The sequence below is a fragment of the Vibrio sp. KUL80 genome, from assembly GCF_059725495.1.
Genome location: NZ_AP045841.1, coordinates 2,909,468 through 2,924,426, shown reverse-complemented (window position 1 = coordinate 2,924,426; position 14,959 = coordinate 2,909,468). Strand labels below are relative to the sequence as shown.

The following is a 14,959-nucleotide window of genomic DNA, read 5'->3' as shown; positions in this document are numbered from 1 at the left end:
GGGATGCCCATTTGATAATAATTTTGCAGAGGAGCAATTATGGGACCGCTATGGATTGATGTGGCAGGCTACGAGCTGACTGCTGAAGATCGTGAAATTTTGGAGCACCCAACCGTAGGTGGTTTAATTCTATTTGCTAGAAACTACCACGACTCCGAGCAACTGATTGAACTCAATCGACAAATCCGTCAAGCGGCAAAGAAACCCATAGTGATTGGTGTTGATCAAGAGGGTGGGCGCGTACAGCGCTTTCGTGATGGCTTTACTTTGCTTCCTCCTGCCGCTCGTTACGCCAAGCTTAAAGACGAGGCGTTGGCTCATCAAGCAGGTTGGTTGATGGCTGCCGAGCTGATTGCTCATGATATTGATTTGAGCTTCGCGCCGGTACTTGACCAAGGTGAGCAAAGCAAAGCGATTGGTAATCGCGCTTTTGGTGACAACTTCCAGACGATTGTGCAGTACACCACCGCCTTTATGGCGGGCATGAAGTCTGCAGGCATGGCGACAACCGGTAAGCACTTTCCGGGACACGGCGGCGTAACCGCGGACTCGCACCTTGAGACGCCAGTAGATAATCGAGACTCTATTTTTGAAGACGATATGCGCATCTTCCAGGCTCATATCAAAGCCGGCGTACTCGATGCCATGATGCCGGCACACGTGGTTTTTCCTCACTATGATGACAAGCCAGCGAGTGGCTCAAGCTATTGGCTAAAAGACGTGCTGCGCAAACAGCTTGGTTTTAATGGCATTGTGTTCTCTGATGATCTATCAATGGAAGGCGCTGCGATTATGGGCGGCCCAGCAGCTCGTGCACAGCAGGCACTCGATGCGGGCTGCGATACGCTCTTGATGTGTAATAACCGAAACTCGACGATTGAGGTGTTGGATAACCTGCCAATTACCAAAGTGAAGCAGGCAAGCCGTATGTTGAGAAAGAAAAACTTTGACCTAGAAGAGCTGAAGAAAAGTGCTCAGTGGAAAGCGGCGAATAGTAAGGTGCTGTCGGCGCTGGAAGGTTAGAGATAGGTACAAAAACAGCGAGCTTAGCTCGCTGTTTTTGTATGTAATCAGGATATCAGTGAAACCCCAACGTCTCTTTCAACGATTTCAAATACCGGCGACTCACAGGTATTGGATGATCACTTTGAGTAATGATTTCCGCCAGTCCATTCTCTAGCAGTTTGATCTCTTTAATCGCCTTTACATTCACCAAAAACTGACGATGACAGCGAATGAGTGACGTCTTATCTTCAATCACTTTGAGCGTCAACTGCGATGTCGCTTTTTGAGTCGCGGTTTGTACATGCACACCTGAAAGGTCACTGTAGGCAAACTCCACATCCTTAGTGGCTATGATGACGATGCGGTTGTGACCAACGCAAGGAATTTGGTCTAGCGTGGCTGGTGCTAGAGTATCAAAGTTCTCGGTTTGAGTGGTGTCGCGCTTATTGAGGCGCTTAATGGTTTTTCCTAAGCGGCAAGGGTCAACAGGCTTAAGCAGGTAATCAAACGCATTGTCTTCAAACGCTTGAATCGCATATTGGTCATAGGCGGTCACGAAGACCACATTTGGCATAGTGTCAGGGTCAAGCATGCCCAAAAGCTCAATACCTGTGATTTGTGGCATCTGGATATCGAGAAAAACCACATCAGGTTTATGTAGATTGATTTTCTTTAAACCTTCAATGGCGTTGCTAGCTTGGTCAATCACCTCAATCTGTTCAAACTCAGCCAAAAGCTCAATAAGCTCCTCACGAGCAAACAATTCATCATCAATCACTAATGCGGTTAGTCGTGTCATGAGGCGATAGCCGTCCTTTTATCGTCTGAATTTGCGGGCGCTGGAATAATAAAGCTCATTCGCGTGTGGCGTTGTGTTTCAACTTCAATTTTTAGCGCTGAGTCACGCCCAAATTGATTACGCAAGCGTTTATCCACTATCTGCATCCCCAGTCCTTGATGATCCGGCTCAGGAGGTAAGTAGGTGCCCGCGTTATCCTCAACAGTGAGTCGATAGCCTTGTTCACAGGGTTCACTAAAGATTCGAATAGTGCCCCCTTCAATAAGATTGGATATGCCATGTTTGATGGCGTTTTCGACCAGAGGTTGTAAGGTAAAGCTCGGTACAGCTTGCTCGAGTAAATCGGGTGAAATATCGATATCTACCTCCAATCGGTCAGTAAATCTCGCTTTCTCTATTGTGAGGTAAGCATTGACGTGCGCCAGCTCTTCTTTAAGCGTCACCGTCTCAATATTCTGCTTAAGGTTACTACGGAAGAACTGCGACAAATGCTGAATCAAACTGCGTGCCTTGTCCGGATCGCGTCTGGTAATCGCGCTAATGGTATTGAGCGCGTTAAACAAAAAATGCGGATTCACTTGCGCGTGTAGAAGCTTAATCTCAGCTTGGTTTAGCAAGGTCTGCTTATGGATGTAATCGCCATGCAGGATCTGGCTAGAGAGTAGCTGAGCTATGCCTTCTGCCATCGACATATTGATGGTTGAAAACAGCTTCCGCTTCGGTTCGTACAGCTTAATGGTGCCAATAACTTCATCCCCTGTACGCAGCGGGATGATAAGCGCTGAGCCGAGTTTGCAATCTTTCGAGATAGAGCACTGATACGGGTTTTCTTTGCCATCGAGGTAGATAATGTCGTTATTGTTCATCGAGTCTAGCGTACTTTGCGATGAAATGGGGCGGTTAAGCTTATGATGATCCGCGCCTATACCAACGAAGGCCAAGATTTTTTCGCGGTCAGTGATGGCAACAGCACCGACATTGGTTTCTTCGTAAATGATACGGGCAATCTTACTCGCATTGTTGGAGTTAAACCCATGGACCAAAATACCCACCGAACGTTCTGCGATGTTTAACGCTCGCCGAGAAAAGGTTGCTGAGTATTCTTCAAAGATGGTTTTGCGGTCTTGAAGTATGCTCATAAACAGCGCTGCACCGACTGAATTCGCAATGATCATTGGTGCTGCGATGTTAGAAACCAGCGTATAAGCTTGGTCAAAAGGTTTGGCGACAATCAAGATGATCAACATCTGGACCACTTCCGCTACAAAGGTCACATAGAACACCACCATGGGATTAAACAGCTGTTCTTTCCTACCTTTTTGGAGGAAGTAGAGGTGCATAATACCGCCAATCACCCCTTCTGCTGTGGTGGAGATCGCACAAGCGACATCAGTAAAACCACCTAACGTATAGCGGTGCATGCCACCAGTAAATCCAACCGCAAAGCCGACAACGGGTCCACCAAACAAACCGCCCATCACGGCACCAATCGCACGTGTATTTGCTATCGCATCATCGATCTGAAGACCAAAGTATGTGCCGAGAATGCAGAATGAGGAGAACAGCACATAGATACTGAACTTGTGGCTCAAGCGGTTTGTAACGCTAAACAGCGGGAGGAACAGAGGTGTCTTACTGAGCATATAAGCTAGCATCAGATACACACACATCTGTTGCAGCAAAGAGATAATTAAGTCCATGGGTACCACCTCAACCTTGATGCTTCTATTGTAACTCATGTCGTAACAAAGAGGAGGGGGCGGTGTCGAAGTATGTTTATTGGGGGGCGATGATAAGCAAGTAATTAGATGTAAATTTATTTTTACATTGAGTGTTTTTTTAAGTTTACGCTTGCATGTGTTTTTTATCTATGTATATTACCAGTTAAAGCTTAGCCGGACATGGAATTGATAAAAGTTCGGTGTAAAAATAAATTTACAGGTGATGAGATGAAAAAGAGCGAACTCAGTAATATTAATATCAGCGACGAACAGGTACTGATTACCCCAGAGCAACTAAAACAAAAGCTACCACTGAGCGAAAAAGCGCGTAAGTTTATTCAAGACTCTCGTGAGACCATCGCTAACATCATCCATAAAAAAGACCATCGCCTGTTGGTTGTATGTGGTCCTTGTTCTATTCATGACGTTGATGCAGCAAAGGAATACGCTAAACGTCTTAAAGCACTCTCGGAGCAACTGAGTGATCAGCTATATATTGTTATGCGAGTGTACTTTGAAAAGCCGCGTACCACAGTGGGCTGGAAAGGTCTTATCAACGACCCACAACTCGATGGGACATTCGACATCGAGCACGGCCTGCACGTAGGTCGTCAGCTGCTGGTAGAGCTAGCAGAGATGGAAATCCCTCTGGCAACAGAAGCGCTAGACCCAATCAGCCCGCAGTACCTGGCGGATACGTTCTCATGGGCAGCGATCGGTGCTCGTACTACAGAATCACAAACTCACCGTGAAATGGCAAGTGGTCTATCGATGCCTATCGGCTTTAAAAACGGCACCGACGGCAGCCTAGCGACAGCAATCAATGCGATGCAAGCGGCGTCTTCAAGCCACCGCTTCATGGGTATTAACCGTGAGGGGCAGGTAGCGCTATTGACGACGCAAGGTAACGCTAACGGTCACGTAATTCTTCGTGGCGGCAAACAAACCAACTACGATTCAGTGTCTGTGACTGAGTGTGAGCAAGAGCTTGCCAAATCGAACCTAGATGCATCATTGATGGTCGATTGTAGCCACGCTAACTCTCGCAAAGACTACCGTCGTCAGCCTCTCGTTGCTGAGGATGTGATTCACCAGATCCGCGAAGGCAACAAGTCGATTATCGGCTTGATGATTGAAAGTCACCTTAACGAAGGCAACCAAAGCTCAGATATTCCGCTTAATGAAATGCAATACGGCGTGTCTATCACCGATGCGTGTATCAATTGGGATTCAACTGAGGCACTATTACGTCATGCTCATACTGAGCTCGTCCCATTCTTGGAAAATCGTATTAAGGAATAATGACATCCATGGCTGCTGAACTGAACGCATTGCGTGACCAAATCGATGACGTTGATAAGCAGATGCTTGAGCTTTTGGCAAAGCGTCTATCTCTTGTGGAGCAAGTTGGTGAAGTAAAGAGCCGACACGGCTTACCTATTTATGCCCCTGACAGAGAAGCAGCCATGCTGGCCTCTCGCCGTGAAGAAGCAGCAAAAAAGGGTGTGCCACCTCAGTTAATCGAGGACATCCTGCGCCGCACCATGCGTGAGTCTTATGCTAGTGAGAAAGACTCTGGCTTTAAGTGCCTTAACCCAGAATTGCGCTCAGTCGTTATTGTTGGTGGTAAAGGGCAATTAGGTGGCTTGTTTGGTCGCATGTTTACCTTGTCTGGCTATCAAGTCAAAGTGCTCGGTAGCCAAGATTGGGATCGCGCTGATGAGATCTTAGACAACGCTGGTCTTGTGGTGGTAACGGTGCCAATTCACTTGACAGTAGGTGTGATTGAGAAGCTTGGAAACCTACCGGAAGACTGCATCCTGTGTGATCTAACGTCCATCAAGTCCAAGCCACTTAATGCCATGATGAACGTGCACCAAGGTCCGGTTGTTGGTCTGCACCCAATGTTTGGCCCTGACGTACCAAGTCTTGCTAAGCAGGTTATTGTTTACTGCGATGGCAGACAAGAAGCTGAATACCAATGGCTACTCGAACAGTTCAAGATTTGGGGCGCGAGTCTGTGCCAGATCTCTGCTGAGCAACACGACAAAGGCATGACATTGATCCAGGCGCTACGCCACTTCACCTCGTTCGCCTACGGTCGCCATCTGAGTCAGCAAAACCCAGACCTTGATACGCTAGTGAAATTGAGCTCACCGATCTACCGTCTCGAGCTAGCGATGGTTGGCAGACTGTTTGCTCAAGACCCAACGCTGTACGGCGACATCATTATGTCATCAGAGGAAAACATCGAGATGATCAAGTGTTTCCATAAGCAGTTTGGCGAAGCGTTGGCGCTACTCGATAGCAAAGATAAAGCGAAGTTTGTCACTGAGTTTAATGAGGTGAGCGATTGGTTTGGTGATTACTCACAGCAGTTTATGTCTGAGAGTCAAAACCTTCTGAAACAAGCGAATGACGCTATTCATCGCGGTTAAGTAACCAATTAGATTTAGTTAGATAAGATAGAAAAAACGCAGCTGTTTAGCTGCGTTTTTTAGTTGGTTTGTTCGGTATTAATAGTGTCGACTTCTTCATTGCCCGCCGTCTTAATCGACGAATCAACATAAGGCGCATTCGTCAGGTTGATCTGCAGCTTAACTACGCTGCTTACCAACTCAATCAACGGTGCCCATTGCACTTTCTTCTCTTTTTCAAAGACATAATCGAAGTTTTCTGGACTCCAATCGATAAAGTACTGAGGGTTTAGCGTGCGGCCCAAGAAGCGGATCTCGTAGTGAAGGTGCGGGCCTGTTGAAGTGCCGCTGTTGCCACAGGTAGCAAGCACATCGCCTTTGCTAACAAACTGACCGCTCTTAGCTTTGAATTTGTGCAGGTGAGCGTAAGAGCTCATGAAACCAAAAGCATGACGGACGGTGAGGTAGTTACCATAGCCTTGGCGACTTGGTCTCACGGTTTCAACCACACCGTCGGCAGGCGCTAAGATTTGCTCGCCAGTTTTACAGGTTAGGTCGATACCACTATGCACGTGACGCTTACCAGTAATAGGGTGCGTGCGTCTGCCATAAGAGGAAGAGATGCGCTGGTAAGTCATTGGACTATCGTTGGGGATGAGTCTTAGCATGGTGGCGCGCACAGCTGAGTCAATAGCTGCAGCGTCGATGCGCTCTTCTAATGGCATCTCATTGTCATACTGCTCTTCATCGACAAGACCAAGTACCGCTTCAACATCGTTCACACGCTTACCGAGAAGCTGTAATGAATCACGTTTTTCCTCAAGCTCTTGAGAGAGGTCGTGCATTTCATTCACTTGCTCTTCTAACTTTGCCTCGAGCATAGCTTTTTCTTGGTGCAGACTTGCTAACGATCCCTCTGTTGAGGTCAGTTCTAGCTGTGACTGCTGATACGAATACCCAACTAACCCTAAGCCAACAGGGAAAGCCGCAGCTAGTAAGATAGCTGTGTAGGTGCGCTTTTTTCCAAGGCGCAGCGTTTTCTTCTTTCCTTGTTGTGTTGGTATAACAACGCGAATCTTATTGGGCATAGTAACGGTTCGTAGGTGACAGTCTGTCTATAAAATAACGTGAATTTTCAGTTAATTTCGCTAATTTGTGGCACAAAATCACAAAAAAATAGGGCGCTATTATTAGCGCCCTATGGAAAAAAAACAAGTTTATCTGTAAATCAGTTGCTTATTTTGAGATACGCTTGTATTTGATACGGTGTGGTTCAGCGGCTTCAGGACCAAGCGTTTTCTTCAACCATTCCATGTACTCGGTGTAGTTACCTTCGTAGAAGTTAACCTGACCTTCATCACGGTAGTCGATGATGTGAGTCGCGATACGGTCAAGGAACCAACGGTCGTGCGAGATAACCATGGCACAGCCAGGGAACTCTAGAAGTGCTTCTTCTAGTGCACGCAGTGTTTCAACGTCAAGGTCGTTGGTTGGCTCATCGAGTAGTAGCATGTTACCGCCAGCTTTAAGAAGCTTAGCAAGGTGTACACGGTTACGCTCACCACCAGATAGCTCACCGATGATCTTCTGTTGGTCGCTGCCTTTGAAGTTAAAGCGCGAGCAGTAAGCACGAGCTGGGATCTCAAAGTTGTTGATCTTGATGATGTCAGCGCCTTCAGAGATCTCTTGGAATACTGTGTTGGTGTCGTTCATTGAGTCACGGAACTGCTCAACAGACGCCAGCTTAACGGTTTCACCTAGATCGATCGTACCTGAGTCAGGCTGTTCAGTGCCGCTTAGCATCTTGAATAGCGTTGATTTACCTGCACCGTTGGCACCGATAATACCCACGATAGCACCCTTAGGAATGCTGAACGATAGGTCGTCGATAAGCACGCGGCCGTCAAAAGACTTAGTTAGGTTGTTCACTTCAAGAACTTTGTCACCTAGACGCTCACCTGGCGGGATGAACAGCTCGTTGGTCTCGTTACGCTTCTGGTGATCGCCGCTTTGCAGCTCTTCAAAGCGTGCCATACGTGCTTTAGACTTCGCTTGGCGACCTTTAGGGTTTTGACGAACCCACTCAAGTTCTTTCTCGATGGTCTTTTGACGAGCTTTCTCTTGAGACGCTTCTTGTTGCAGACGCGCATCTTTTTGCTCAAGCCAAGAGGTGTAGTTACCTTCCCATGGAATACCTTCACCACGGTCAAGTTCTAGGATCCAACCGGCTGCGTTATCTAGGAAGTAACGGTCGTGGGTAATCGCCACAACGGTGCCAGTGTAATCAACAAGGAAGCGCTCTAGCCAAGCTACAGATTCAGCATCCAAGTGGTTGGTTGGTTCGTCAAGAAGCAGCATGTCTGGCTTCTCAAGCAGTAGGCGACAGATAGCAACACGGCGACGTTCACCACCAGAAAGGTGTTGGATCTTCGCATCCCACTCAGGAAGACGAAGTGCATCTGCAGCACGCTCTAGAGCGTTTTCTAGGTTGTGACCTTCTTTCGCTTGAATCAGCGCTTCTAGTTCACCTTGCTCTTTTGCTAGCGCATCAAAGTCCGCATCTGGTTCTGCGTAAGCTGCGTAAACTTCGTCAAGACGCTTCATCGCACCTGCAACGTCAGCAACGGCTTCTTCAACGATTTCGCGAACCGTTTTTGATTCGTCTAGTACTGGCTCCTGAGGTAGGTAACCTACGTTTAGACCTGGTTGTGGGCGTGCTTCACCATCGATGTCAGTATCAATACCTGCCATGATGCGTAGAAGCGTTGATTTACCTGCGCCGTTAAGACCAAGTACACCGATTTTCGCGCCAGGGAAGAAGCTTAGAGAAATGTCCTTAAGGATTTGTCGCTTTGGTGGCACCACTTTGCTCACACGCGACATAGTATAGACGTATTCAGCCATTGCCGATCGTTCCTAATTTTGAAGTCAATAAAGTTCCTATTTTACACCACCGAGCGGAATCCTTTCAATTTTACTTCTAAGAAAGCATGCATCGATTGAAACGCTTCGAAGGGATAGTGCGTATCAAATAGCCAGAAACAAATTCTTAATAACAAAGCCATTGGAAAGTTGACTCAATTGGTCTTAAATTGAAGTTTGACCATGCATTAAATGACAGCTGACACGGTCGTCAGGAAAACAATAACAATATCTCTAATGGTCAACATTCACAGCATCGAAGGAATGGTTACATGGATTTCAAACGACGATACTCAAAGCCGTTACTAGCAACAGCATACGGAGCTATCGTATCACTGGCTTTACCAGTTTTTATGGGCACCGCCCAAGCCTCTGAAACAAAACTTGAACGTCAGCGAGATACGTATGACAAAGCTCAAGATCTCATCGATAAAAAAGACATCAGTGGCTACAACAAGATCCGCGCTCAAATTGCGGACTACCCATTAACGCCTTATGTCGATTACCGAGTTTTTTCTCTGCAGTTGAAAGACAAATCGGTCTCCGAGGTGAATCAGTTTATAGAAACGCATCAGGCGTTCCCTTTCTCTTCGCGTATCCGTGCGCCGTTTATCGACCAGTTGGCGAGGCAGAAACGTTGGGATGATCTACTGGCATTTCAAACCAGTTATCCCAATGGGGAGCGCTATCAGTGTCATTACCATTATGCGCAGCTAAAAACAGGCGACAGCAAAGCCGCGTATGAAGGTGCGGCAAACTTATGGAAAAGTGGCGATAGCGTCGATAGCGCTTGCGATCCCTTGTTCGATTCATGGAATAAGGCAGGGCTGCGCACAGACGATTTGATTCTCGAGCGAATGACGCTGGCGTTTAAAAGCCGCAATGGCTCCTTAATTAACTATCTCAATAAGCAGCTGAAAACCTCAAAAGGAAAGCAGCAAGGTAAGCAGGTCCAAGCCCTGTTCAAGTCACCAAAAAACGTAGCTACGTTTGCCGCAGGTAACTTCCCTGAACCAAATCGCAGTTTACTGACGGAGTCGGCACTGCAAAAACTCGCGCGTAGCGATAAAGAGCAAGCGCGCAGCGCACTCTCGAAGCTCAATAAAAACAGCAAATTGACGCCAGAGCTGAAACAGTCGATGAATGATTACGTGGCGATGCGCTTTATAACCACAGACACAGACAGCGAAGCAAAATGGCGAGATGGGGTTTTAGCGACATCGAGCAATGATGGTTACCTAGAGCGTCGCGCTCGACTAGCTGTGCAACAAGCGGATTGGAAAGGGTTGACTCAGTGGATAGATAAACTGAGCGACAAAACAAAACAAACCAGCCGTTGGCAGTATTGGCTAGCCCGAGCAGAGATAAGCAATGGCGATAAAGCACAAGGCGAGAAGAGACTAGAGTCTATCGTTGGCCAGCGCAACTTTTACAGTGCAGCCGCAGCCACGCATTTAAAACATTCGATTGTTTATCCGATTTCGACGACCACATTTGATAGCAAAGTGGTTGCACCTTATCAGAGTAGCTTGATTCGCATCGAAGAGCTTATTAAGCGCGATAAGATTGCAGCAGCGAAATCTGAGTGGCGCTATCTACTTTCTAATGTTTCTAAGTCAGAGAAAGAGATGCTCGCGGCCTATGCTGGACAGAAGCGTTGGCATCACCTTACCGTGGTGGCGACCATATCAGCCAAGATGTGGGATAACATGAGTCTTCGTTTCCCGACTGCTCACCAATGGTGGTTTAACTTCTATGGGGAGAAGTTGGACTTAGATACCGATCTTCTGATGTCTTTGGCGAGACAAGAAAGTGCGATGGATGTGGAAGCCCGCTCTCCTGTTGGTGCTCGTGGAGTCATGCAAATCATGCCCGCTACTGCTAAATACACCGCGAAAAAGCACAAAATTGCCTATAAGCGAACCAGTGAACTGTATCAAGTGAATAAAAATATTGAGATAGGTTCACATTACCTCAACGAGCTTTTGGGTAACTATGACAATAACCGTATCTTTGCGCTCGCTGCTTATAATGCCGGACCGAACCGCGTGAAGCGCTGGCGAGCAGCTTCTGATGGCAACCTAGATGCCATCGCGTTTATTGAGGCGATACCGTTTCGAGAGACCCGAGGATACGTCCAGAACATTCTGATGTTCCAAGTCTATTATCGTGATTTGATGGGTGTTCAAGGAAGTTTCCTTACCGACGCAGAGGCGAATAAGCGGTACTAGTTACCGTACACTAGGAATTGGCGTGAGCTTGGGGTTAGAATGGAGTATTGGAAGTCTCTAATGGAATGATTCATGGAACCTCAATATCAAGATTGGCAACAAGTTCTCGACCTGATTCAACGTTCGCAAAGCACAGAGCAACAAGCGCAGCTCATGACGATGCTGTTAACGCCAGATGAGCGTGAAGCGGTCACTGCTCGCGTTAACATCTTATGTGAGCTACTAAAAGGGGACTTATCTCAGCGTCAAATTAGCCAGATGTTAGGGGTGGGTGTTGCGACCATTACTCGAGGTAGTGCAGAGGTGAAGCGCCTTGAAGATGCAGAGAAGAACGCATTGAGTGACTTGCTGTTAAAATAGCGAGACCTATCGGGTCTCGCTCATTGGCACTAGCGTAACGTGCGGCTAGAAATGGTCTGGATTCACGAAAGGGATCAGCGCCAAAATCAAGGCTTGATGGTAAACCGAACTGCGAGTGAGCTGGTGCTGAGTCAACAGCGCAATGGCGCCGCCTTTTTGTTTGATGTTGTCGGTGCCAAACGTTTTATCCATGACATCGCCAAGTTCTACCGTTGGCGATAGCTGCTCAACTACAGCCGGTGGCAGCATCAAGCTCGCGCTTCTGGACTCACCAACTAGTCCTTGTGATTCAATCACCATCCACGCAAAGGTACAGCCGCCATCCAATCCAGCCTCAATACCCACATAAAAGTCACCGCCTTGTTTAGCCTGTTTGGCATTATTAACTCGGTTTACAGCACCGCGATGGGTTTCCTCGTTATCCATAGGCTGATCCGCCACACCGCTTGGTACGCTAACACCCTCAAATTCAAATGTTTGGTTTGGGAAAGCCGATTCAAACGCGCTTTTAACAGCATTGATTTTGGCTGGGTTTAATGAGGCAATAACGACCTTTTTCATGACTGACTTATCCATGTATAAAACGTAAGAACCTAATTCTAACGTAAATCTTCCCTATTCATGTCATTTAAATCTTCAATATCCCTAACCTTGGTTGTGACCGATTCAGGGTCCAACTAGGAATCAATATAATTTTTATAGTATGATGTTCTGTTATTTGTAGTCAGAAACTTCAACAAGAGACAATGGATATGAAATTAAAACAAGTAGTGGTGGCTTTAGGAATTATGACGCTGGCAGGATGCCAAGCGACGCAGCGTCAAAATGCCACAACGGGTGAATATGAGACTAACTCAGCGACCAAAGGTGCCGTGATCGGTGCGATTGCGGGAACCGCTGTGGGTATTGCCTCTGGTGGCGATAGCAAGGGTATTCTTCTGGGTGCAGCGAGTGGTGCGGCAATCGGTGGCGGTGCTGGTTACTACTTTGATCAGCAAGAAAAAGCGCTACGCCAAGAGCTACTAAACTCTGGGGTGCAAGTGGAGCGCACAGGCGACAATCAATTGGTTCTTCGTCTAGAAAATGGCATTGGTTTTGCGAGTAACTCGCACGCTTTAGATAGTAACATTCACAACACGCTTAAAGGTGTAGCGCGCATCTTAGTTGAATACCCAGATACAAGCCTTGTCATCGATGGTTATACCGACAGTACGGGTAGCGCCGATTACAATCAGCAGTTATCTGAAAAGCGTGCTGAGCAGGTACGCGCATTCTTGGTAAGCCAAAATGTTGCCCCAGGTCGTGCTGTCGCTCGAGGAATGGGTGAGCGTTTCCCTATCTGTAGCAACTCAACGACAGAAGGGCGTCAATGCAACCGACGTGTAGAGATTAAGATTCTACCGCTGACGTAAGCGGTGTATCGAACATAGATAAAAAAATCCCTAGGTCATGCCTAGGGATTTTTGGTTTTATTCTTTGTTGTCAGCAAGATCTGGAATAACAGGTTTGACGTTATCGATAGGGTAGCAGCCCAATACTTTTAAGTGCTTCGTTATCTTCACTAACTCATCGACTGCGTTCTTCATCGCCTCAGAATCTTTATGTCCTTCGACATCGACATAAAACATCTCTTCCCAAGGGTTGCCCATGATTGGACGAGATTCAAGCTTGGTCATATTGATGCCATAGCGTTGAAGGACCAGCAAGGTTTCAACCAGTGAGCCAGCCTCTTGTGAGGTTGCCATGATGAAAGTTGTCTTCGCTGGGATCTGAGCCGACACTTCCACTGGCTTTCTCGCCACAATAATAAAGCGAGTGTGGTTCTCTGTTTGATTGGCAATGTTGCCTTGAATCGACTGTAAACCATAGAGCTTACCGCTTGCTGCGTGACCGATAGCCGCAACGTCGTCTCGATTTAGCTCTTGTACTTTTTGCATCGCATCAGCCGTGCTTGCACAGGACTCAAGAGTCACGCCTTTCAGACGGCTCAAGAACTCACTGCATTGCTGGTGCGGCTGAGGGTGTGAGTATAGTGTCTTGATGTTCTCAAGACGAATCTCTTTCGTCGCCACCAAGCAGTGTTCGATAGGCTGAGTGATCTCGCCGACGATATGCAAAGTCGTGTGCTGAAGCAGATCAAATACTTCATTGATAGAACCTGAACTAGTGTTCTCGATTGGCAGCACACCATAATCTGCATGGCCAGATTCAACCGTTTTGATGACTTCTTTGAATTGGTCGCAGTTAAGTTCTACCAGTTCTGTGTTCTTGCGAGAGAAGTAGTCTCGGCTTGCAAGGTGGGAATAAGAGCCCTTTGCGCCAAGAAACGCTACTCGAGCGACGGGCTTTCGGCTTTGATCTGGATTCGCTAGATTCTGCAAGTAAACCTGCTGCAGCAACACTGAGTCTTCAATGATGGTATGAAAGATCTTAGTGATGTACGGGGCATCGAGTTCGTACTTGTCTTTACCGTTATTGATTAACTTAACAAGCAGTTGCTGTTCACGAGCAGCATCACGAACGGGTTTAGATGTCTCTACTTTGCTTTTTGCTACTTCAATGCTGAGCTTACGGCGCTCAGATAGAAGTTGCAGTAGCTGGTCATCAAGTTCATTCAGTCTCAGGCGAATGTCATCTAGTGAATAGTTGGTGTCGGTCATCAAATAGTCCTTATAAAAAAGCCTCCCGTTTGGGAGGCTTTCCGTTCGTTTTTGACTTTTCTTTCGAAAACGAAGAAGCCTCCAAGCCTAGTGGAGAAAAAAGAAGTCAAAAAAGAACAGAATACTTGGGCGCATAAATCGTTGCTTAATCATTTTTGTTGGCTAAGCCCCACAATAAGCAAGGGAGCTTAGAGCGTCAAGCAAAAAAATAGCGCCCTAAGGCGCTATTTTTTTGTGACTAAATTGAATCGCTATGCGGTAAGACGACCGTATTATTCGATTTCTTCTGCTTCTGCGAGCTCAGGCTTCTCTGTGCGACGAGCTTCAGGTTTGTGTCTTAGTTTGTTTAGCTGACGTTCCAGTTTCTGTTCTACCTCGTTAACGGCAGCGTATAAATCTTCATGAGTAGCGGAAGCGACAAGTTTGCCTTTGGGTACCGTAATGGACGCTTCGAATTTCATTTGTTTGTTTGGCTCTTCGTTGAAAGCAGTTTGGCAACTAATAATGTCCACTTGCCATTTTTCTAACTTCTTAAATTTGCTCTCAATATGCTCACGGATTGCAGAGGTGATCTCAATGTTTTTACCAGTGATGTTTACTCTCATATGTTTTTTCCTCTGTTGCATCCCTCATGGGTTAACTCCAGATTACTTATCCAGACTGAAAAGAATGTGATCCAGATCACCCTTATGCGAGGGTTTTTCGCTTCCAAATCTAAATGTGATCTATCGCAAAACTTTGTGCTGTCGAGTGTAAAAAAGCCTTTTCTTTCCGTGAAAAGTCATTAATTTGGATAGAGTAGCGTTCTGAAAATTTCCCATTTTTGGCGACTTAGTACGACCCT

Annotated in this window: 13 protein-coding genes and 1 other annotated feature; of the genes, 6 read left to right on the top strand and 7 right to left on the bottom strand. The window is 46.8% G+C overall.

Features of this window, described 5'->3' with window-relative positions:
• Positions 1–39 precede the first annotated feature (39 nt).
• Complete coding sequence (gene nagZ / locus AC6I8U_RS13440) at positions 40–1,023, top strand: beta-N-acetylhexosaminidase (RefSeq protein WP_128647991.1); 984 nt, start codon at positions 40–42, stop codon at positions 1,021–1,023.
• A 55-nt stretch (positions 1,024–1,078) separates the two neighbouring features.
• Here the strand turns inward: nagZ and btsR are convergent, their stop codons facing one another.
• Complete coding sequence (gene btsR / locus AC6I8U_RS13435) at positions 1,079–1,804, bottom strand: two-component system response regulator BtsR (protein WP_042476068.1); 726 nt, start codon at positions 1,802–1,804, stop codon at positions 1,079–1,081.
• Positions 1,801–3,504, bottom strand: a complete 1,704-nt coding sequence (locus AC6I8U_RS13430; RefSeq protein ID WP_498017147.1) for a LytS/YhcK type 5TM receptor domain-containing protein — start codon at positions 3,502–3,504, stop codon at positions 1,801–1,803. The genes btsR and AC6I8U_RS13430 overlap by 4 nt, the downstream gene beginning before the upstream one ends.
• Before the next feature lie 249 nt (positions 3,505–3,753).
• Between AC6I8U_RS13430 and AC6I8U_RS13425 the strand changes: the two genes are divergently transcribed.
• Positions 3,754–4,827, top strand: coding sequence for a 3-deoxy-7-phosphoheptulonate synthase (locus AC6I8U_RS13425; protein ID WP_042476071.1), 1,074 nt, complete (start codon positions 3,754–3,756; stop codon positions 4,825–4,827).
• An 8-nt stretch (positions 4,828–4,835) separates the two neighbouring features.
• Positions 4,836–5,963 carry a bifunctional chorismate mutase/prephenate dehydrogenase gene (tyrA, locus tag AC6I8U_RS13420; protein ID WP_498017146.1) on the top strand — a complete coding sequence of 376 codons (1,128 nt, stop codon included), beginning with the start codon at positions 4,836–4,838 and terminating at the stop codon, positions 5,961–5,963.
• A gap of 59 nt (positions 5,964–6,022) precedes the next feature.
• On the opposite strand, the gene AC6I8U_RS13415 is transcribed toward tyrA, so the two are convergent.
• A complete protein-coding gene (locus AC6I8U_RS13415; protein ID WP_498017145.1) occupies positions 6,023–7,030 on the bottom strand; it encodes a M23 family metallopeptidase in 1,008 nt (335 codons plus the stop codon).
• A gap of 148 nt (positions 7,031–7,178) precedes the next feature.
• Positions 7,179–8,846, bottom strand: coding sequence for an energy-dependent translational throttle protein EttA (gene ettA, locus AC6I8U_RS13410; RefSeq protein WP_042503057.1), 1,668 nt, complete (start codon positions 8,844–8,846; stop codon positions 7,179–7,181).
• Positions 8,847–9,136: 290 nt separating this feature from the next.
• Between ettA and sltY the strand changes: the two genes are divergently transcribed.
• Entirely contained in the window at positions 9,137–11,095 is a 1,959-nt protein-coding gene (sltY, locus tag AC6I8U_RS13405) for a murein transglycosylase (protein WP_498017144.1), read from the top strand.
• 72 nt (positions 11,096–11,167) lie between these two features.
• Positions 11,168–11,455 (top strand): trp operon repressor, encoded by a 288-nt coding sequence (trpR, locus tag AC6I8U_RS13400; RefSeq protein ID WP_042476094.1) that lies wholly within the window; start codon positions 11,168–11,170, stop codon positions 11,453–11,455.
• A 45-nt stretch (positions 11,456–11,500) separates the two neighbouring features.
• On the opposite strand, the gene yjjX is transcribed toward trpR, so the two are convergent.
• On the bottom strand, positions 11,501–12,016 hold the full coding sequence (yjjX, locus tag AC6I8U_RS13395; protein WP_042476096.1) for an inosine/xanthosine triphosphatase: 516 nt from the start codon (positions 12,014–12,016) through the stop codon (positions 11,501–11,503).
• A 191-nt stretch (positions 12,017–12,207) separates the two neighbouring features.
• Between yjjX and AC6I8U_RS13390 the strand changes: the two genes are divergently transcribed.
• Positions 12,208–12,867 (top strand): YiaD family glycine zipper/OmpA-like lipoprotein, encoded by a 660-nt coding sequence (locus tag AC6I8U_RS13390; protein ID WP_042476135.1) that lies wholly within the window; start codon positions 12,208–12,210, stop codon positions 12,865–12,867.
• Positions 12,868–12,924: 57 nt separating this feature from the next.
• Here AC6I8U_RS13390 and pheA read toward each other — a convergent pair whose 3' ends face one another.
• Together pheA and hpf are read right to left on the bottom strand one after the other, a co-directional pair.
• A complete protein-coding gene (gene pheA, locus AC6I8U_RS13385) occupies positions 12,925–14,115 on the bottom strand; it encodes a prephenate dehydratase (protein ID WP_252013548.1) in 1,191 nt (396 codons plus the stop codon).
• A gap of 11 nt (positions 14,116–14,126) precedes the next feature.
• Positions 14,127–14,248, bottom strand: a sequence feature (Phe leader region).
• 139 nt (positions 14,249–14,387) lie between these two features.
• Positions 14,388–14,720 carry a ribosome hibernation-promoting factor, HPF/YfiA family gene (gene hpf, locus AC6I8U_RS13380; RefSeq protein ID WP_042476100.1) on the bottom strand — a complete coding sequence of 111 codons (333 nt, stop codon included), beginning with the start codon at positions 14,718–14,720 and terminating at the stop codon, positions 14,388–14,390.
• Positions 14,721–14,959 lie beyond the last annotated feature (239 nt).

Bases quoted from the DNA above. Each gene is read 5' to 3' on its own strand.
- nagZ (WP_128647991.1), top strand. From the start codon at position 40: ATGGGACCGCTATGGATTGATGTGGCAGGCTACGAGCTGACTGCTGAA.
- btsR (WP_042476068.1), bottom strand. From the start codon at position 1,804: ATGACACGACTAACCGCATTAGTGATTGATGATGAATTGTTTGCTCGT.
- AC6I8U_RS13430 (WP_498017147.1), bottom strand. From the start codon at position 3,504: ATGGACTTAATTATCTCTTTGCTGCAACAGATGTGTGTGTATCTGATG.
- AC6I8U_RS13425 (WP_042476071.1), top strand. From the start codon at position 3,754: ATGAAAAAGAGCGAACTCAGTAATATTAATATCAGCGACGAACAGGTA.
- tyrA (WP_498017146.1), top strand. From the start codon at position 4,836: ATGGCTGCTGAACTGAACGCATTGCGTGACCAAATCGATGACGTTGAT.
- AC6I8U_RS13415 (WP_498017145.1), bottom strand. From the start codon at position 7,030: ATGCCCAATAAGATTCGCGTTGTTATACCAACACAACAAGGAAAGAAG.
- ettA (WP_042503057.1), bottom strand. From the start codon at position 8,846: ATGGCTGAATACGTCTATACTATGTCGCGTGTGAGCAAAGTGGTGCCA.
- sltY (WP_498017144.1), top strand. From the start codon at position 9,137: ATGGATTTCAAACGACGATACTCAAAGCCGTTACTAGCAACAGCATAC.
- trpR (WP_042476094.1), top strand. From the start codon at position 11,168: ATGGAACCTCAATATCAAGATTGGCAACAAGTTCTCGACCTGATTCAA.
- yjjX (WP_042476096.1), bottom strand. From the start codon at position 12,016: ATGAAAAAGGTCGTTATTGCCTCATTAAACCCAGCCAAAATCAATGCT.
- AC6I8U_RS13390 (WP_042476135.1), top strand. From the start codon at position 12,208: ATGAAATTAAAACAAGTAGTGGTGGCTTTAGGAATTATGACGCTGGCA.
- pheA (WP_252013548.1), bottom strand. From the start codon at position 14,115: ATGACCGACACCAACTATTCACTAGATGACATTCGCCTGAGACTGAAT.
- hpf (WP_042476100.1), bottom strand. From the start codon at position 14,720: ATGAGAGTAAACATCACTGGTAAAAACATTGAGATCACCTCTGCAATC.